The organism is Candidatus Pelagibacter bacterium nBUS_27, from assembly GCF_051200985.1.
Taxonomy (GTDB): Bacteria; Pseudomonadota; Alphaproteobacteria; order Pelagibacterales; family Pelagibacteraceae; genus Pelagibacter.
In genome coordinates this window covers 1,275,082-1,294,017 of the sequence record NZ_CP172845.1, presented here as the reverse complement: position 1 = coordinate 1,294,017, position 18,936 = coordinate 1,275,082, and the positions used below count along the sequence as shown (strand labels likewise).

The following is an 18,936-nucleotide window of genomic DNA, read 5'->3' as shown; positions in this document are numbered from 1 at the left end:
ATGATAAAAAAAAATATAATAACCTTATCTTTAGTATTTTTTCTGACTAATTGTGGTTTTACACCAATTTATTTGAATATTAGTAATGCAAACTTTTCAATAGAACAAGTTAATTACACTGGAGACAGAGAACTAGGTAATTTTTTAAAAATAAACTTAAATAAATATAAAAATGATAAAATTGATAATAAAATTTTTATAGAAGCAGAAAGTAAATATGAAAAAATTATTTTTAGTAAAGATGGAACTGGGAAGGTAACCAACTACCAACTAAATGCTAAAACAATATTTATAATAAAACCAACTAATCAAGAAATTATAATTACTGAAAAAAAAAATATGGATAGTATGGATGACAAGTTTGAAGAATCAAAATATGAAAGATCCATCAAGCAAAACTTTGCTTCTTCAATTTCTAAAAAACTAGTCTCAGAATTAAATATCAATTGATGATTCTAAAATCGTTTGAAATTAATAAGATTAATCTAGATATTAACCGTTCAATACTTTTTTATGGAAAAAATGAAGGTTTAAAAAATGAAACTCTTAGAATTCTAATTAAAGATAAAAATAAAATCTCAAACTATGAAGAAAAAGAAATTTTAGATAATGAGAATGATTTTATTGAAAATATTTTATCTAAATCTCTATTTGAACAAGAAAAATTTATTGTCATTAAAAGAGCTTCTGATAAAATTTTGAAGATTATTGAAACTTTACATTTAAAAAATCTAGATGAAACCATAATAATTTTAAATTCAGATAATTTAGAAAAGAAATCAAAATTAAGATCTTTGTTTGAAAAAGATAAAAAATTAGTTTGTATTCCCTTCTATCCTGATAATGATCAAGCATTATCTAAATTAACATATGGTTTTTTAAGGGATAGAAAGATTTCAATTTCACCTTCAAATATTAACCTAATAGTGAACAGATGCAATGGTGATAGAGAAATACTTATTAATGAGCTTCAAAAAATTGAGTATTTTAGCAAAAAAGGAAAAAAGATTAACGATGAGAATTTAACAAAATTGATCAATTTAAGTGAGAACCACAGCGTATCAGAACTTATTGATAATTGTCTTGCTCAAAACAAAAAGAAAATAATAACTATTTTAAATGAAAATAATTATAATAATGAAGACTGTATTATAATCGCTAGGTCTTTTTTAATCAAAGCGAAAAAATTACTTAACTTATCAAAAACATTTGAAACAAACAAAAATATAGATTTAACCATCTCATCAGCAAAACCACCAATTTTTTGGAAAGAAAAAGAAATTACAAAACAGCAGATTCAAAAAAGGAACCCAAAAAATATTAAAAAACTTATTTTTGAACTCAGTGAAATTGAATTACAAATTAAGAAAAATATACATAATTCAATTAATTTAATTACTGATTTTATTTTAAACCAGTCTTCTTCTAAAATTAATAGTTAGATTTAATTATATCTATGATTTTATTTAACTGATCTAGGTCTTTATATTCAAAAGAAATTTTTCCTTTATTCCTCTTATTATTTTGTATTTCTACATTTAATCCTATTTTATTTGATATCGAAAGCTCAAGAGCTAAAATATTGCTATCTTTTGTGATCTTTGATTTTTGTCTTTTCTTTTTAAATAATTGAACAAAGTTTTCTGCTTGCCTTACTGATAATTTATTCTCTACAATTTTATTTGCCACAAAACTTGCATTGTCTAGACCTACTAAAATTTTGGCATGTCCTGTTGATAACCTTTTGGACTCTATTAATTTAATAACTTCTGGAGGTAGAGTAAGTATTCTCAAAGAGTTTGTTATATAACTTCTACTTTTACCTATAAATTTTGATACCTTTTCTTGATCATATGAAAATTCATCTATTAAACGTTTATAACCTTGCGCCTCTTCAAGAGGGCTTAAATCATGTCTTTGAACATTTTCAACTATTGCAAATTCTAAAGATTTTAAATCATCAGCCTCTGTGATTACCACGGGAACATCATGAATACCTGCTCTTTGTGCCGCCAGCCACCTTCTCTCACCTGCAATTATTTCAAATTTTGAATTTTCGTCATTTGATTTTCTAACTATGATTGGCTGTATCATTCCCCTCTGTTTTATGGAGTTTGTTAAGTCTTCTAAGTTTGACTCATCAAAATTTTTTCTTGGTTGGTATTTGTTTGGTATTAAGTCACTTACTGGTAGCTGATTTTTTTGTACTTCAACTTGAGTTTCGCCAATTAATGATGATAGCCCTCTTCCAAGTCCCTTTTTAATTTTATCCATTATGCAGCACTCCCGATTGTTGACTCTTGATTAATAAATTCATCAGTAAAATTAAAATAGGACTTACTTCCAGGACAGGATTTATCATAAATTAAAACTGGCATTCCATGTGAAGGTGCTTCTGATAGTCTCACATTTCTTGGAATTACTGTTGAGTAAACTTTTTCATTGAAATAATCTCTAGCTTCTTTTTCAACTTGTGAAGAAAGCTTATTTCTTTTGTCATACATAGTTAAAAGGATCCCTCTAATTTTTAAATCAGGGTTTAAACTTACTTTTATCCTCTCAATAGTTTTCATGAGTTGGGTTAGTCCCTCAAGAGCAAAGAATTCTGTTTGTAAAGGTACCAGAAGTGAGTTTGAGCAGACAAGCGCCATAACCGTCAGAAGACTTAAGGAAGGCGGACAATCAATCAGCACATAGTCGTATAATCCTCTAGAATTGTTTAAATAAGCGGTTAATTTTACCTTTAATATGAATGCTCTATTACTATCGTCAGCCGTTTCTACCTCAAGTCCTGACAGATCTACATTAGAGGTGATAATATCTAAATTTTCAAACTGTGTCTTCTTGATTATCTCATTAATCTGTCTAGTTCCATTCAGTACACCATAAATTGTGTCACTTGAGTTGTCTACGTTAGATAATCCAAGACCCGTAGTGGCATTTCCTTGAGGATCTAAATCAATAACTAAAATTTTTTTATTAAGTTGAGTTAATCCAGCAGCTAAATTTATAACGGTTGTTGTTTTTCCTACCCCACCCTTTTGATTTATTACTGAAATAATTTGCATTTAGTTTTTCTTATATCTTTTTTTATTTTTCTTACTAATTTTTTTTATATTTAATAAAAATGAATCCTCATTAGTTAAACTTTTTTTTTCTACATATTCCAAACTCCAATCATCTTTAGATTTTTGAAATATTTTTTTTCCACTCTTGCCCATAAAAAATATTAAATTTTTATATCTGGAAAAATTTTCATAAACTAAATCTAGAACCACTGGCATTGGCTTGAATGCTCTTGACATAACCGTACCTGTTTCTAAATTTTTTATTTCAAAAATATTTTTTTGAAAAACTTTTGTATTTAAATTTAGTTTTTCAGAAACTTCCTCTAAAAAACGGCTTTTATGGTAGCTTTTTTCATAAAGATGCACGTCCATATTATTTTTCATATTTTTGAGCATAATTGCTATTACAATCCCCGGAAAACCTGCACCAGATCCTAAATCTGTGGTTGTATTACTATTAAAGTCAACAAAATCAATAATTTGTGCAGAATCAATAATATGACGTTCAAATATAGTCTTTTTGAATGATGTATTTTGGCTGATTATGTTAATTTTTTTATTTTTTTCAATAATCATGGATATATAGTTTTCAAAGTCCAAAAATGTTTCACGTGAAACATTTAAACCATTTAATCTTGAATATGATTTTAAAATTTCTTGATCCATTAAGCTATATGCTTAATAGACTTTCTTTTGACATGTGACAACAAAATATATACAGCAGCTGGAGTAATTCCATCAATTCTCAGTGCTTGACCCATTGTTTTTGGTTTTATTTGCTTGAATTTAGCTTTTACCTCATTTGACAATCCTGAAAGGCCATCATAGTTGATTTTATCGGGTATTATAAGGTTTTCATCTCTCTTAAAGGCCTGAATATCAGCTTTTTGCTTCTTCAAATAACCCCTATAATGAGCATTAATTTCAACCTGTTCATCAATTTCTTTGCTAAAAAAAGGTATATCAGTCCAAATTTCCCTAATTTTATTCATATCAACCCCTTTTTGTGTTAATATTTCATTAGAAGATCTTAAAACACCATCTTTTGCTATTTTTACACCAAATTCATCAGCTTTATTAGGTGATATAGTTGATTGACCCATTTTTGCATTAATTTGACTAATTTTGTCGAATTTATCTAGATAAAGAACTTTTCTTACATCACCAATTAATCCAATTTCTATTCCTTTTGCAGTTAATCTTTGATCTGCATTATCAGATCTCAAGCTTAATCTATATTCAGCTCTTGATGTAAACATTCTGTATGGTTCGGCCACACCTTTAGTCACTAAATCATCAATCATTACACCTATGTAAGCATCAGATCTGTCTAATATAAAGGGTTCTAATTTTTTATGAGATAAAGCAGCATTTATCCCAGCTATCAGACCTTGGGCTGCTGCTTCTTCATATCCTGTTGTACCGTTAATCTGACCTGCAAGGTAAAGATTACTAATCTTCTTAGTTTCAAGTGTTAAAAACAGTTCTCTTGGATCTATATAGTCATATTCTATGGCATATCCTGGTCTTATAATAGATACATTCTCTAAACCATTGATATTGTTACATATTTCTTGTTGTACGTCAGCTGGAAGTGATGTTGAGATACCATTTGGGTAAATTGTATGATCATTTAGCCCTTCAGGCTCTAAAAATATCTGATGTCGACCCTTATCAGCAAATTTTACTATCTTGTCTTCGATAGATGGGCAGTATCTAGGTCCAACACCTTGTATGCTACCAGAGTACATAGCACTCTTAGATAAATTTTTTTCAATAATTTTATGAACCTTATCGTTAGTGTAAGTCATACGACATGAAACTTGTTTATTAATATTTTTTTTAGTTAAGAAAGAAAAAAAATAAGGATCATCATCTGCGAACTGTTCTTCTAAATTTTCATAATTAATTGTTCTCGAGTCAAGTCGGGGAGGGGTTCCTGTTTTTAATCTTCCTATTTTAAAATTGTATTTTTCTAATTGTTCACTTAATCCTGTTGAAGGTTTCTCATCATACCTACCTGCAGGTGTTCTTTCATCGCCTATATGTATCAAACCATTTAAAAAAGTGCCCGTTGTTAGTATTAGCTTAGAACATAAAACTTTTTTACCTTCTTTAGTTATGAGGCCATTTATTGTATTTTTATCAAAAATAAACTTTATTACAGGATCAGAAAAAATGCTTAAATTACAGTAGTTTGCAAGTTTTTCTTGCATATATTTACGATATAATGATCTATCAGATTGAGTTCTAGGTCCTCTCACTGCTGGACCTCTACTTCTATTTAATAATCTAAATTGTATACCCGATTTATCTGCAACCTCACCCATGACACCATCAAGGGCATCTATTTCTCTTACTAAATGACCTTTACCTAAACCACCAATTGCCGGGTTACAAGACATCTCTCCAATAGTTTCTTTCTTATGAGTGAATAGGGCAGTGTTAACTCCTAGTCGTGCAGAAGCTGCTGCAGCCTCACAACCAGCATGTCCACCACCTATTACTACAACATCGAATGATAAATCATTTTTCATAAGCTAAATTTATAACTGATTATTATATTTACAAGGTACGTATAGTTTTGCTCAAATAAGCATTAATTATCAATGTTTTCTATAAAAAAAGAGGCTTAAAATAATGAAAATAGACTATTATTTACCTATACAAAAGTCGTTAAAAATACTACCTAATATCTCTTCAACATCAACTTTTCCAACAATCATACCAAGATGTCTGGTAGCTAATCTTAAATCTTCTGCGGCTTTATCAAAATCTTCAACTTCATTTTTTTTATTAAAATTATTAAGATGCTCTAAACATTGTTCAAGATGTTGTCTATGTCGTTCTCTGGTAATTAAAATATCATCACTTGTTATAAATTTATTTTTTAGATTATTTTTTATTTTTAAAATTAATTCATCAATGTTTAAATTTTCCTTAATTGAAATTAATACATGATTTAATTTTTTGATCTCTGGGTCAATATTTCCCTTTAAAAGATCTGATTTATTTATTACTAAGATTGCATTTTCATCTAATAAACCCTTCAAAACATCATTAAAATCAAGGTTTTTTGCATCAACAACTACCAACTTTAAATCGGCTTCTTCTGCTCTATTTAAAGATAATTTAATACCTTTCTTTTCAATTTCGTTTTTAGACTCTCTTATACCGGCAGTGTCAGAAACAATTACTGGATAACCATCTATGTTAAGATGTGTTTCTATTACATCTCTTGTTGTTCCTGCAATCTCTGAAACTATTGCGACATCTCTATTAGACAGATAATTAAGAAGACTAGACTTACCTGCATTGGTAGGTCCAAGAATTGCAATTTTAAAACCTTCTCTAATTCTTTCTCCAACTTTTTGATCATCTAAAATCTTTTCGATATTTATTAAAATTTCATCTGAATTTTTTTTAATTTCTTTCAAAATATCATTTGGTAAATCTTCATCTGGAAAATCTATTTTTGCTTCAACGTGAGATAATATTTTTAAAAGTTTTTCTCTTAGAAAATTAAATTGATCAGCAGATTTTCCATTCATAATTTTAATCGCTTGCTGTCTTTGAATTTCAGTTTCGGACGAAATTAAATCGGCAATGCTCTCAGCTTTAAGTAAATTTATTTTTCCATTTTGAAACGCAAGTTTTGTAAACTCGCCAGGTTCTGCTAAACGACAATTTTCGATTTCTGAGATAGAGCTGTGTAAAGTATCAATTACAGCTTTGCTTCCATGTACCTGTATTTCGGCCATATCTTCACCTGTGTAGCTCTCAGGGCCAGGAAACCATAATATTATACCCTCATCAATAAGCTCGGAAGTGCTGATTTTATTAATTTTTCTGAGAGTTGCTACCCGCGGTTTTGGAACACTTTTACCAGTCAATAATTTGATTGCTTTTGATGTTTCAGATCCTGATATTCTTATTATGGCAATACCGGAAATTCCTGGTCCACTGGATAAAGCATAAATGGTCATCCACCAATTATACTTTGTTTTTTATGACTTGGTATCAAGAATCTCAAACATTTCTGATAAATATTTGGAAAATCCACTACTTGTATTTATTGAAGATTTATAAATTGGTTTACTTGCTTGAGAAACACTAGCAGTTTGAACGGGAGTTTTTTTATTTTGGTAGAAGTTTAAGCACTCTGACTCCCAATTTAAATCACAAAATAAAAGCATCTTCTTAACTTCTGATTCTGGAGAGGTTACAATTTTTTCATAATTTGCATCAAAAATAAAATCGTTATATTTTAATTTCCAAAAATTCATCATTTCCAAATATAGATTATAATATTTTGCAACTAAAGTTTGATCGTACGACCAAGACATAGTGTTAGATGAAAATTGATTTTTAAATATTGATAAACAATTATCCTTAGGATTCCGTGAACAATGAATAATTTTACTATTAGGAAAGAAAAATTTTATAAACCCAATCCATATAAAATTTTGTGGTGCTTTATCAGTAACAATATCTGTATCAAAGTTATGAAAATTTAAAAGTTCAAAATATCTCTCAAAAATAATATTTTTTTCATTTGACAACTCCTCAATAATTTTTTGTTTATTAAACTTTGCATCCTCTAAAAAATTTTCATTAATTACTTTTTCCAAATATTGAAGTTCACCTGCTCCACTTACTTTGCTATGAGAAGCTATTATTTGCTCAACTAATGTAGTTCCTGATCTTGGCATACCACAAATAAAAATTACACGTTTTTTAGATTGTTTCTTTTTTAAAATTTTATCGTCTAAGCTATTAAAAAGTTTAAAAATATTATTAAATAATTTTTGAATGTGAAAAAAATTATAATTTTTATTTTCTTTCATATTTAAATTTGCTTTATTCAAAAAATAGTACGAGTTTTCAAAATCTCCGATATCCTCATGTGCTTTTCCTAACGCAAAATATAAATCTGCTTTTTCTTTTGATGCAAAATTTTTAAAACTACTGTTATGTAATAATTCCCTCATAGTATTCAGATGATTTTTATCTTTTCTATAATTTAACATGTCACTAATAAATTTATGGATGTGCGTGTTGTTAGGCTCTAAATCTAACACTTTTAAAGCATATTCTTTGGCTTTATTCATATCGCCAATGCTTTGAAAACAGGCAGCAATATTAGATAATACATTTACATCCTTCGCATTTACTTTTATTGCATCTAACAAAAGATTTATTGCATCATGATATTTATTAAATTCCTTTTTTAAATTTGCATAATTATTCAAAACTTTAATATTTGTTGGGTCTTTCTTTTTAATTTCTATGTATAAATCTTCAGCCTTTTTGTATTCAAACAAACCTTTATAAGAATTTGCTAAATTATTCATTGCAGCGAAATTTGTTGGTTCAAGAGATATAGCTTTTTTAAAATATTTTATTGATTTATTTGTTTGGTCACTCTTTTGTAGTGCCAGACCACATAAATTATAAAAATAAGAATTTTCAGGGAATTTTTTAATCAGTTTTTCACAGTCCAAGATAGCTTGGGAAAATTTATTAATGCTGATTAATTTTTGAATTTCTAATACTCTGTTTTTTATATCCATAAATTTATGAAATAAAAAATCATTGAAATTTTATGCTGGTTTATTCATCGAATTAAAGAATTCAGCATTATTTTTTGTGTCTTTTAATTTAGAATTAATAAACTCGATAGCATCCATTGTGCCCATTGGTGCTATTATCCTTCTTAATACATTCATTTTTTGAAGATCATTTTTATCAAATAATAATTCTTCTCTTCTAGTTCCTGATTTAGTAATATCAATTGCTGGATATATTCTCTTATCGGCTATTTTTCTATCAAGTACAGTTTCACTGTTTCCAGTTCCTTTAAATTCTTCAAAAATTACTTCATCCATTCTACTTCCGGTATCGATCAAAGCAGTTGAAATGATTGTTAGAGATCCACCCTCTTCAATATTTCTTGCAGCACCAAAAAATCTTTTGGGTCTTTGAAGGGCGTTTGCATCTACACCTCCAGTTAAAACTTTTCCAGAACTTGGAATAACAGCATTATAAGCCCTCCCCAGTCTTGTGATTGAGTCTAATAATATAACAACATCTTTTTTATGCTCTGTTAATCTTTTTGCTTTTTCAATAACCATCTCAGCAACAGCAACGTGGCGTTGAGCTGGTTCATCAAAAGTAGAGCTAATAACTTCACCTTTTACTGTTCTTTGCATGTCAGTAACTTCTTCTGGTCGTTCATCGATCAACAAAACCATCAAATAGCTTTTTGGATAATTTTTAGCAATTGAGTTTGCAATACTTTGTAATATCATTGTCTTACCAGCCTTAGGTGGTGAAATGATAATAGACCTTTGTCCTTTTCCAATTGGGCTTACAAGATCGATTAATCTAGGTGTTAAATCTGGTTTTTTTTCTATTTTAGTTGTCTCCACTTCCATCACCATTTGTTGGTCTGGATAAAGAGGTGTTAAATTATCAAATGCAATTTTGTGCCTCGCTTTTTCCGGTTCTTCAAAATTAATTTTACTAACTTGAAGTAAGGCAAAATATCTTTCACCTTCTTTGGGGGCTCTAACTGGTCCTTCAACAGTGTCTCCAGTTCTTAAACCAAATTTTCTAATTTGACTTGGGCTAACATAAATATCATCTGGTCCAGGTAAATAGTTTGATTCCATTGCTCTTAAAAAACCAAATCCGTCTTGTAATAATTGTAAAACACCTGCTCCAGTAATTTCTTCTTTTTCTGCAACTTTTTTTAAAATTGCAAAAAGAATTTCTTGTTTTCTTAATGTGCTCGCATTCTCAATACCCAGCTCTTCAGCTTGCGTAATAAGTTGTTCAGATGATTTTAATTTTAACTCTTGGATGTTCATGATTTAAATTTTTTAGGACTGTAAAGATTAGATTAATATATATGCTATAGCAGTTATTTCAACCCTAGATTGGCTTAAAAATTACAAGAAATACTACTAAAATAAGTACCACCGTTGGAATTTCATTAATTAATCTGAAGAATTTTGAAGATTTATTGTTAGATTTATTTTTTAAAGATAAAAGGCATTTACCAAGATAATCATTATAAGCTGATAATAAAATAACTAAGATTATTTTGATTTGCATCCATAATTGAGAAAATATTTCTAACCCATTTAAATAAATCAGAGCCAGACCAAAGATCCAAGTGAAAATCATTGCGGGACGCATTATGTAATAGAAAAGTTTTTTTTCCATTACTTCAAAGATATCAGTCACTTCTTTTTTTTCTTTATTCTCAACATGATAGACAAAAATTCTTGGAAGATACAATAGACCGGCCATCCACGAAATTACGGCTATTAGATGTAAACTTTTAAATACTAAATAACTATTCATAATTTAAGCACGGACATTTAACAAATTTGTTTGGGCATTGTGTTTTTGGAGGAAAAAGTTCTCCATTAAAATTATAATCCTGTTTTTTAATAATTAAATTAGACATGGCTTTTATATAATTTTCATTAGTACCTAAAGCCGGAACTCTTGTATAATTCTTACATCCATTTTTATCTGCCAATTCTTTATATTCTATATCTAATTCAACCAATGTTTCTGAGTGTTCGGATACAAATGCTATAGGAACTAAGACAATATGTTTACCTGTTCTTGAGTTTTCTACAATAATATCTTCTGTGGATGGACCAATCCATTTTAAAGGTCCAACACGACTTTGATAACTTAATATCCAATCTAAATTTTCAATATTTATAGATTTAACAATTTTATCAACTGATTGCTCTACTTGCCATTGATAGGGGTCACCTTTTTTTATATTCTTTTCTGGCAAACCGTGTGCAGAAAATATTAGTTTAAAATTTTCTAAATTATTAATTTTTTTTAATATTTCTTCTTTATGTGCTAAAACAAAATTATCATCTGTAGGATAACAACAAATTGTACTTGTTTTAATTTTGATATTATTCTTTTTACAAATATCTTTCCATTCCTTAATTGAAGAGCCTGATGTTGCTGCAGAATATTGTGGGTATAGAGGCATTAATATAATCTCATCAGGATTAAAATTTTTTACATGATTTATAACTTCTTCCGCCCTTGGGTGCCAGCACCTCATAACAATAAAACATTTATACTCTGAATTCTGATCATCATTATTAAGTCTTAATTCTAGGCTTTTTGACTGTTCTTCTGTTAATTCCAAAATAGGTGATGACCCACCAAGCTCCTGGTATATTTTTTTAGCGGTTGGTGTTCTTCTGTAGGAAATTAATTTGGCTAGAGGATATCTAAAAATACTAGGTAAATTTAGTATTGCAGGATCATTAAATAAATTAAACAAGAATGGTTGAACGTTTTCTAATTTATCAGGCCCCCCTAAATTAAAAAGAATTACAGCCTTTTTCATTAATAATTTTTTACAGTGTTAACTAAATATTCAAACATGTTGGGATCTGTTTCAGGTAAAACACCATGTCCTAGATTAAAGATATATGGATGATCTTTAAAAATGTCTAAATATTTTGTTGCTTCTTTTTTTATCGTTTCTTTTTCAGTAAGTAATATTTTAGGGTCTAGTCCACCTTGGACTGGAATTTTTATATTTTTCAAAATTTTTTTTGGATCTACATTATAATCAATGCCGACCGCATCTGGTTTGATGATTTCACAAAATTCTTTATAATTTTTAATTTCCCTAGGAAAGCAAATAACAGGTATGTTTAAAGATTTAACATAATTCACCAAGTTTAGAGTGGGTGAATAAATATAATTAGGTATATCTTTTTCTTCTAATAAACCTGCCCAACTATCAAATATTTGTATTACATTTGCACCATTATCGATTTGGTTTTTAATATGTATTTTTAAAAATTTTTCTAAAATCAATAAAATTCTGTTTATTAAAAAGTTGTCTTTAAAAAAATTTTCTTTTAAGTTTTTTTTAGGTGATTGTTGATTAATAATATAAACTAGTAAAGTCCAGGGTGCTCCTACAAAACCGATTGTATTTTTATTTTTTACCAGATCATTTGTGCTTACTTTATTAATAGCTTTATAAACTGGATAAATCTTCTGAACAAAATCAACCTCGTCTAATCTAGACATTTCATCGATATTAACTTTGCCCAATTTGGGTCCAAAACCTTTTTCAAACTCAACTTTTTGATTCAGCCCATAAGGAAGCATTAAAATATCAGAAAAAATTATTGCAGCATCTAAATTAAATCTTTTTAAAGGTTGTAAAGTAATCTCTGTTGATAGATTTTCATTTAAGCATAAATTTATAAAGTTTGGATTTAATTTTCTTATCTCTCTAAATTCAGGTAGGTATCTTCCAGCTTGCCTCATTATCCAGATAGGATTAATTTTTGTTTCTTTATTTATTATTACTTTGTGTAGAGGGGTCATATTAAAATAGTTATATATAATTATTGTATTAGTATTATGTACTGTGAATAGTGATGATAAGTTTTTTTTAACATTTTATTAACAACTTAATAACAGTTAATAATTAATACTATTGTTAAAATTGAAGCTTTTTATATTTTTATTCAATATATTGTATAATTTTATCTATAAATTTATTAATGTTAATAAAACCCTTATTTTACAATAATAATTAACCAATAATTAAATTGAGTAATTTGATTAAAACAATACAAATTTATTAACAATTTATTCATGAGCAATACATACGAAATTTATCTAATATCAGATTCGACCGGCGAGACACTGGATCGAATTTTTTTAGCTTTAAAAGCCCAATTTAAAAACATTGAATATAAAATACACTCTTATTCTTTTACGAGAACAGAAAATCAAATTCTCAAAATTTTAGAAGATGCAAAAAAAAATGAAAATTCAGTAATTCTTTATACAATAGTTGATAATAATTTAGCTAAGTATTTGGCCAATGTAAGTGATGAAAAAAAAATTCCTTGTTTTGGTGTTCTTGGAAATTTAATTTTAAATTTTTCCAAAATTCTTAATCAAAAAGCGTCACACGAACCAAGCGGTCAACACGCTCTTAATGATGAATATTATGAAAGAATAGAAGCCATTCAATTTACGATGAACCATGATGATGGAAACTTAGTTAATGATATAGAAAAATCAGATATAATTTTAGTTGGTGTAAGTAGAACAAGTAAAACACCAACATCAATTTATCTTGCAAATAAAGGCTTCAAAACTTCAAACATACCGCTTGTAAATGAAAATTCCTTACCAAGTAAACTAAGAGATAACCCACAATTAACCTGTGTAGTGGGCTTGAATACCGAGCCAGAACGCTTGGTTGATTTAAGAAAAAATAGGATGAGTTCTTTAAAAGAAACTGAAAACATAAAATATACAGATATAGAAAATATTAAAAAAGAGATAACAGACGCAAAAAAGACATTCCAAAAATATAGATGGCCGTCAATTGATGTTACAAGAAAATCTGTTGAAGAAACGGCCGCATCAATAATAAAAATACATGAAATATATTTAAATAATGTTAAATAAAATTATTCTTGCATCTAAAAGCAAGGTTAGGAAAGAAATTCTAGATAGAAATAATTTATGCTGTGAAGTTATACCGTCAAATGTAGATGAAGATTTCGTTAAAGAAAGCCTTATAAGCGAACAAGCATCTCCAGAAATTATCTCAAAAAATTTAGCCGAATTAAAGGCTAACAAAGTAAGTTTAAATCAAAAAGAAAGAATGGTTTTAGGGGCAGATAGCGTAATAGATTTAGATGGTGAGCTAATATCTAAACCTGAGAGTAGAGAAGAGGCTTTAACTATACTAAAAAAACTTAATGGAAAAAAACATAAATTAGTAAGCTCTGTCTGTATTTCAAGGAACGGTTCAATGATATGGAATTATACTGATAAGGCTGAATTAATAATGAAAAATTTTTCAGAAAAAGACTTAAAAATTTATCTATCTAAAATTTCAGATGAAACTTTATACGCTTATAACGTGTACCAAATCGAGGGTGATGGAAGACACCTATTTTCAAGTATTACTGGAGATGAAGACACAATAATGGGACTACCTGTTTTAAAAATTAAGGAGTATTTAAAAAACTACCAATGAAAAAATTTTTAGTAATAGGAAATCCTATTGAACACTCCTTGTCCCCAATATTACATAATTATTGGATAAAAAAAAATGGTATCGATGCTGTTTATGAAAAACAGAAATTAAATGAAGATCAATTAGGGCAGCTTATTTTGCAAGTTAAAAAAAAAGAGATTAATGGTATTAATGTTACAGTACCATTCAAAAAAGCTATTATTCCCTTTTTAGATAAATTAAGCATCGAAGCTAAGAGCACACAATCAGTTAACACCATTTATTTAGAAGACAATAAGGTGATGGGTCATAATACTGATATAGTTGGTTTTGAAACTAGTATTAAAAAATCAAAATATAATTTTATTAACAAAGAGGTTTTGATCTTAGGAGCTGGGGGAGTGGTTCCATCAATAATCTTTGCTTTAAACCAAATGAAAGTTTCTAAAATTAAAATAAGCAATAGAACAAAAGAGAAAGTTGAAAATTTAAAAAAACTTTTTGAAAATATAGAAATAATAGAGTGGGGCGAGGTTCCAAATTTTGATGTGATTATAAATGCTACAAGTATAGGTTTGAAAAAAGAAGATAATATAAATCTTGATTTTTCATTAATTTCTAAAAACAAAATTTTTTATGATGTTATTTATAATCCTAAAGAGACGAATTTTTTAAAAACTGGACAAAGTTTAGGTAACGTAACCTTAAATGGCAAATTAATGTTTATTTATCAGGCTCTTTCAGCATTTAATATTTGGCATAAATTTGAACCTGATGTTGATGAAAACGTTATTAAACTTTTAGATTAATGATTAAAATTGGAATTTTAGGTGATATAGGTTCTGGCAAAAGTTACGTGGCCAAAAATTTTGGTTACCCAGTCTTTAATGCAGATTATGAGGTAACTAAATTATATCAACAAAACAAAATTATTTTTAAAAAATTAAAAATAAAATTACCAAAATATATTTATTCATTCCCCATAGACAAATTAGAAATTTCCAATGCAATTTTAGCTAATAAAAATAATCTAAATAAAATAGTTAAAATTGTTCATACTGAAATAGGAAAAAAATTGAATGATTTTTTAAAAAAAAATAAAAATAAAAAAATTGTGATTTTAGATATCCCACTTTTGTTAGAAAATAAAATTAATAAAAAGGGAGATATATTGGTTTATGTACAATCTAAAAAATCATTAATTGCAAAAAGTTTGAAAAAAAGAAAAAACTTTAATGAAAAACTTTTGCAAAAATTTAAGGCAATACAGCTACCGATTAGGTATAAAAAGAAAAAATCCCATTTTATTGTTAAAAATAATTTTACAAAAAAATCGATTAAAGATGGTATAAGAAGTATCTTAAATAAAATTGAATAAATGAAAGAAGTAGTACTAGATACAGAAACAACTGGAATTTCAATTAAAGAAGGACACAGAATTGTCGAGATAGGCTGTATAGAATTAGATAATTTAATCTCAACTAAGAATAAATTTCATTGTTATTTAAACCCTGAAAGGAAAGTATCAGAAAAAGCTCTCGAAGTTCACGGATATACTGACGAATTTTTAGCTTCCCAAAAAAAATTTATTGATGTTGGTGACCAATTTTTGGAATTTATTAAAGACAAAAGACTTATAATACATAATGCAGAATTTGATTTAGGGCATTTAAATAATGAATTGTCTTTGCTTGGGAAAAATAAAATTAAAAATGAAGTAGTAGATACACTAACCCTAGCCAGAGATAAATTCCCCGGTTCTCCAGTTAGTTTAGATGCTCTTTGTAAAAGGTATAGAGTAGATAATTCAAAAAGAACAAACCACACAGCATTAATAGACTGTGATCTGCTGGCAAAAGTGTATATAAATTTAATAGATCAAAAAGAACCAACTCTTAATTTTCAAAATCAAGATTCTCAAATAAAAGTAAATAATAATACTGTAACCGAATATTTTAAAAAAATCATTTTACCAACCACCGATGAACTTAAGAAACATAAAGAATATTTAAAAAGTGATTTAAAAAAAAACTTTTTTAATTAAATCTGTTGTTATATAGGGCTTCAAAGTCTACTTTTTTTTCAAATTTAATTTCCTCATAACCAGAATTATGTAAAAGGTCCAAAAGAGATTTTTCTAAATCAGGGTAAATTTTAGTTTGAACATCACACAATATAATTCTTTCCAATTCTTTCTTATCTTTTATCTCTTCGTCAATTTTAATAATTGTAGAGTAAATTATTTCAAAATATGATTTTTTATTACTCTTTTCTTTGTCCTCAAATCTCAAGTTAGTATTAACTTCAATTAATTTATTTTTTAATGGTTTTGAAGTTATGTCGATCCCAAGTTGATATTTTGCAATTCTATCTTTAACAAACAAATATGTTTCTATGTCTTTAGTTTCACTAGACATATCCTTAATATACTTTCCTAAAATCTTATATTTTTCTGTCATCGTCATTTTCTATATCTTCATAGTCTCCATCTATAAAGTTATTTTCATTGGGTTGTTTATGTGTAAATTTTTTTGAAAGTATACTAAAAAAAAACCTTCGACTTATTGGAAAAATGAGCAAAAATCCCAAAACATCAGTTGCAAATCCGGGGATAATTAAAAGTAATGCAGCAAAAGCAATTGCAGCACCTGATATCATTTCATAGGTTGGTGGTTTATTTTTACTTAATTCTGCAAATCCTGATTTTAGAGTATTCAAACCCTCATATTTTGCATAATAAATTCCAACTATAGCTGTAGTAAAAATTAATAAAATTGTAGTAATAGCTCCAATTTGAGAGCCTATTTTAATTAGAAGATAAATTTCAACTGCCGGGACTAATAATATCGATAATAAAATTGGGTTCATTTGTCTTTAATCTAAATTGCTAGTTGAAATTAATCAACATAGTAATTACTATAAGTACATGAACTACAGTTTTGAATACATCGATATAATTTTATTAGCAATGATTGCTGGGTTTATTTTTTTAAGATTAAGGGGAATTCTTGGAAAAAGGACTGGTTTTGAAGGAAAAGTGCCTCCACAATTTGAAGAAGCTTTGAACAAAGCGAGGATGGAAAAAGTTGAAAAAATTAAAGAAAATTTTGATGATTCTGCACAAAAAGAATTTTTAAAAGGAGCAAAAGTTGCTTATGAAACTATTATTACAGATTTCAGTGATAATGATAACAAAATAGTAGCTAGCAAACCTCTTCTTAGCAAGGAAATATTTAATCAATTTAACGAAGCACTAAAACAAAGAAGTAAAAGAGGACACTATGCAGAAATAACTTTTATAGGAGTTAATTCTGCAACCATTAAAGAACATAAAAGAATAGATAAAATTTTAAATGTTACAGTAGATTTTATAGCTGAGGTTATAACTTGTATTAAAGATAAAGATACAAAGGTTGTTTCAGGTGATCCAGAGAAAATAAAAAAAATCTATGATACTTGGGTATTTTCAAGAGATATAACTTCGGCCAATCCTAATTGGCAACTAGTTAATACTTTAACTTAATTGACCAATAATATTTCAGAAAAAGATAAAAAAGATTGGGAAAATTTTCTCTCTAAAAATGAAAAATTGCCAAATAAAGATATTAAAATTAATAAAAAATCATCTTTTAAAACAAGATCAATAGATCTTCACGGATATACTCTTGAGAAGGCTAACAAATCCATTGAGAGTTTTATAATAAAATCTTTCCAAGAAAATATAAACAAATTAATAGTTGTTACTGGCAAAGGAATTCATTCTCAAAATGAAAAAGATCCTTATGTATCAAAAGATTTAAGTATTTTAAAATATTCAGTTCCTGAATTTATTTCAAATAATAAAAATTTAATGAAAATTATTTATGAAATGAAAGATGCAAAAATTGAGGATGGTGGCAGTGGAGCTTTTTATATTTTTTTAAAAAAAAAATATGATAAAAATACCAAATGATAATTTGGTTAGCTTCTTACCCCAAAAGCGGTAACACTTTTATAAGATCTTTATTATCAGCATACTTTTTTACCAAAGATGGTAATTTTCAACTAGATTCTTTAGATAAAATAACACAATTCCCACACACAAATATATTTAAAAAATTTGGTTTCGATACTTCAAATGATTTAGAAATTGTTAAAAATTATATTAATGTCCAAAAAAAAATAAATTCACAAAATTCAAAAACTATTAGATTTTTAAAAACACACAGCAGTTTTTATGATATTAATGGTTACAAGTTTACTGATTTAAACAATACCCTAGGAGTAATCTATATTGTTAGAGATCCTAGAAGTGTAGCTAAGTCATTTGCCAATCATAATCAGATGTCTTTAGAATCAGCTACAGATAAATTATTGGAATTTGGCACATTAACAGGAGAAACAAAGCATTCTCAAACAATAAAAAATCAGGTTATAACACATATGGGATCGTGGTCATCAAACTACAATACTTGGAAAGAATTTAAAAAATTAAATAGATATTTCTTAGTAAAATATGAAGACTTAGTTTCTAATACAGAACAAACTTTTATAGAGATTCTTAAATTTATTTATATGTTGGGAAATTCAAAACCTAAAATAGATAATAATAAATTAAAAAATACCCTCAAAAGTACTACTTTTAGCGAAATGCAAAAGTTAGAAAAAGGAAAAGGATTTAAAGAGGCAATAAAAGATATTGATGGTAATAAAATTACGTTCTTTAAATACGGATTAAAAAAAAATGATCCAAATCTTTTTCCAAAAAATTTAAATGATAAAATACAAGAAGAATTTAAAGATGAACTTAAAGAACTTAATTATATATAGCTT

At 27.6% G+C, this 18,936-nt stretch carries 22 protein-coding genes; 10 read left to right on the top strand and 12 right to left on the bottom strand.

Annotated features, from left to right (window positions below; translation table 11 throughout):
• Together ACIJYG_RS06995 and holA are read left to right on the top strand one after the other, a co-directional pair.
• A complete protein-coding gene (locus tag ACIJYG_RS06995; RefSeq protein ID WP_435096772.1) occupies nucleotides 1–450 on the top strand; it encodes a hypothetical protein in 450 nt (149 codons plus the stop codon).
• Nucleotides 450–1,442: a DNA polymerase III subunit delta gene (holA, locus tag ACIJYG_RS06990; RefSeq protein ID WP_435096769.1), complete on the top strand. Its 993-nt coding sequence runs from the start codon at nucleotides 450–452 to the stop codon at nucleotides 1,440–1,442. Before ACIJYG_RS06995 ends, holA begins: the two co-directional genes overlap by 1 nt.
• Here the strand turns inward: holA and ACIJYG_RS06985 are convergent.
• The 10 genes from ACIJYG_RS06985 to hemE all read right to left on the bottom strand — a co-directional run bounded on the left by ACIJYG_RS06985 (nucleotide 1,432) and on the right by hemE (nucleotide 12,467).
• Nucleotides 1,432–2,274 carry a ParB/RepB/Spo0J family partition protein gene (locus ACIJYG_RS06985; protein WP_435096766.1) on the bottom strand — a complete coding sequence of 281 codons (843 nt, stop codon included), beginning with the start codon at nucleotides 2,272–2,274 and terminating at the stop codon, nucleotides 1,432–1,434. The two genes, holA and ACIJYG_RS06985, sit on opposite strands and share 11 nt — an antisense overlap.
• A complete protein-coding gene (locus ACIJYG_RS06980) occupies nucleotides 2,274–3,068 on the bottom strand; it encodes a ParA family protein (RefSeq protein ID WP_435096763.1) in 795 nt (264 codons plus the stop codon). The genes ACIJYG_RS06985 and ACIJYG_RS06980 overlap by 1 nt, the downstream gene beginning before the upstream one ends.
• Nucleotides 3,069–3,734 carry a 16S rRNA (guanine(527)-N(7))-methyltransferase RsmG gene (locus ACIJYG_RS06975; RefSeq protein WP_435096760.1) on the bottom strand — a complete coding sequence of 222 codons (666 nt, stop codon included), beginning with the start codon at nucleotides 3,732–3,734 and terminating at the stop codon, nucleotides 3,069–3,071. It lies immediately after the preceding gene.
• A complete protein-coding gene (mnmG, locus tag ACIJYG_RS06970; protein WP_435096757.1) occupies nucleotides 3,734–5,605 on the bottom strand; it encodes a tRNA uridine-5-carboxymethylaminomethyl(34) synthesis enzyme MnmG in 1,872 nt (623 codons plus the stop codon). Before mnmG ends, ACIJYG_RS06975 begins: the two co-directional genes overlap by 1 nt.
• 117 nt (nucleotides 5,606–5,722) lie before the next feature.
• Nucleotides 5,723–7,054: a tRNA uridine-5-carboxymethylaminomethyl(34) synthesis GTPase MnmE gene (gene mnmE, locus ACIJYG_RS06965; protein WP_435096754.1), complete on the bottom strand. Its 1,332-nt coding sequence runs from the start codon at nucleotides 7,052–7,054 to the stop codon at nucleotides 5,723–5,725.
• Between the two features lie 21 nt (nucleotides 7,055–7,075).
• Complete coding sequence (locus ACIJYG_RS06960; protein WP_435096751.1) at nucleotides 7,076–8,641, bottom strand: tetratricopeptide repeat-containing sulfotransferase family protein; 1,566 nt, start codon at nucleotides 8,639–8,641, stop codon at nucleotides 7,076–7,078.
• 30 nt (nucleotides 8,642–8,671) lie between these two features.
• Nucleotides 8,672–9,940 (bottom strand): transcription termination factor Rho, encoded by a 1,269-nt coding sequence (gene rho / locus ACIJYG_RS06955; protein ID WP_435085929.1) that lies wholly within the window; start codon nucleotides 9,938–9,940, stop codon nucleotides 8,672–8,674.
• A gap of 64 nt (nucleotides 9,941–10,004) precedes the next feature.
• Complete coding sequence (gene hemJ / locus ACIJYG_RS06950) at nucleotides 10,005–10,439, bottom strand: protoporphyrinogen oxidase HemJ (RefSeq protein WP_435096748.1); 435 nt, start codon at nucleotides 10,437–10,439, stop codon at nucleotides 10,005–10,007.
• Nucleotides 10,432–11,466 carry a ferrochelatase gene (gene hemH, locus ACIJYG_RS06945; protein WP_435096745.1) on the bottom strand — a complete coding sequence of 345 codons (1,035 nt, stop codon included), beginning with the start codon at nucleotides 11,464–11,466 and terminating at the stop codon, nucleotides 10,432–10,434. Before hemH ends, hemJ begins: the two co-directional genes overlap by 8 nt.
• Nucleotides 11,466–12,467, bottom strand: coding sequence for a uroporphyrinogen decarboxylase (gene hemE, locus ACIJYG_RS06940; RefSeq protein WP_435096742.1), 1,002 nt, complete (start codon nucleotides 12,465–12,467; stop codon nucleotides 11,466–11,468). The genes hemH and hemE overlap by 1 nt, the downstream gene beginning before the upstream one ends.
• Before the next feature lie 273 nt (nucleotides 12,468–12,740).
• On the opposite strand from hemE, the gene ACIJYG_RS06935 reads away from it, so the two are divergent.
• Genes ACIJYG_RS06935 through dnaQ form a run of 5 tightly spaced genes read left to right on the top strand, consistent with a single transcriptional unit; the run spans nucleotide 12,741 to nucleotide 16,168 of the window.
• Nucleotides 12,741–13,568, top strand: coding sequence for a pyruvate, water dikinase regulatory protein (locus ACIJYG_RS06935; RefSeq protein WP_435096739.1), 828 nt, complete (start codon nucleotides 12,741–12,743; stop codon nucleotides 13,566–13,568).
• Entirely contained in the window at nucleotides 13,558–14,145 is a 588-nt protein-coding gene (locus ACIJYG_RS06930) for a Maf family protein (protein ID WP_435096736.1), read from the top strand. The genes ACIJYG_RS06935 and ACIJYG_RS06930 overlap by 11 nt, the downstream gene beginning before the upstream one ends.
• Nucleotides 14,142–14,933, top strand: coding sequence for a shikimate dehydrogenase (aroE, locus tag ACIJYG_RS06925; protein ID WP_435096733.1), 792 nt, complete (start codon nucleotides 14,142–14,144; stop codon nucleotides 14,931–14,933). Before ACIJYG_RS06930 ends, aroE begins: the two co-directional genes overlap by 4 nt.
• Nucleotides 14,933–15,502, top strand: a complete 570-nt coding sequence (coaE, locus tag ACIJYG_RS06920; protein WP_435096730.1) for a dephospho-CoA kinase — start codon at nucleotides 14,933–14,935, stop codon at nucleotides 15,500–15,502. The genes aroE and coaE overlap by 1 nt, the downstream gene beginning before the upstream one ends.
• Nucleotides 15,503–16,168 carry a DNA polymerase III subunit epsilon gene (gene dnaQ / locus ACIJYG_RS06915; protein ID WP_435096727.1) on the top strand — a complete coding sequence of 222 codons (666 nt, stop codon included), beginning with the start codon at nucleotides 15,503–15,505 and terminating at the stop codon, nucleotides 16,166–16,168. It abuts the gene before it with no gap.
• On the opposite strand, the gene ACIJYG_RS06910 is transcribed toward dnaQ, so the two are convergent.
• Both ACIJYG_RS06910 and ACIJYG_RS06905 read right to left on the bottom strand, forming a co-directional pair.
• On the bottom strand, nucleotides 16,161–16,583 hold the full coding sequence (locus tag ACIJYG_RS06910; protein WP_435096724.1) for a protein-export chaperone SecB: 423 nt from the start codon (nucleotides 16,581–16,583) through the stop codon (nucleotides 16,161–16,163). The two genes, dnaQ and ACIJYG_RS06910, sit on opposite strands and share 8 nt — an antisense overlap.
• A complete protein-coding gene (locus ACIJYG_RS06905) occupies nucleotides 16,567–16,992 on the bottom strand; it encodes an FxsA family protein (protein ID WP_435096721.1) in 426 nt (141 codons plus the stop codon). The genes ACIJYG_RS06910 and ACIJYG_RS06905 overlap by 17 nt, the downstream gene beginning before the upstream one ends.
• Before the next feature lie 58 nt (nucleotides 16,993–17,050).
• Between ACIJYG_RS06905 and ACIJYG_RS06900 the strand changes: the two genes are divergently transcribed.
• From ACIJYG_RS06900 to ACIJYG_RS06890, 3 genes are read left to right on the top strand one after another with little or no spacing between them, the layout of a single operon-like run.
• Entirely contained in the window at nucleotides 17,051–17,647 is a 597-nt protein-coding gene (locus ACIJYG_RS06900) for a Tim44/TimA family putative adaptor protein (protein WP_435096718.1), read from the top strand.
• The gene (locus ACIJYG_RS06895) at nucleotides 17,648–18,076 is read left to right on the top strand and encodes a Smr/MutS family protein (protein ID WP_435096715.1); all 429 of its coding nucleotides are present in this window, start codon (nucleotides 17,648–17,650) and stop codon (nucleotides 18,074–18,076) included. It begins immediately after the preceding gene.
• A complete protein-coding gene (locus tag ACIJYG_RS06890) occupies nucleotides 18,073–18,933 on the top strand; it encodes a sulfotransferase domain-containing protein (protein WP_435096713.1) in 861 nt (286 codons plus the stop codon). The genes ACIJYG_RS06895 and ACIJYG_RS06890 overlap by 4 nt, the downstream gene beginning before the upstream one ends.
• Nucleotides 18,934–18,936 lie beyond the last annotated feature (3 nt).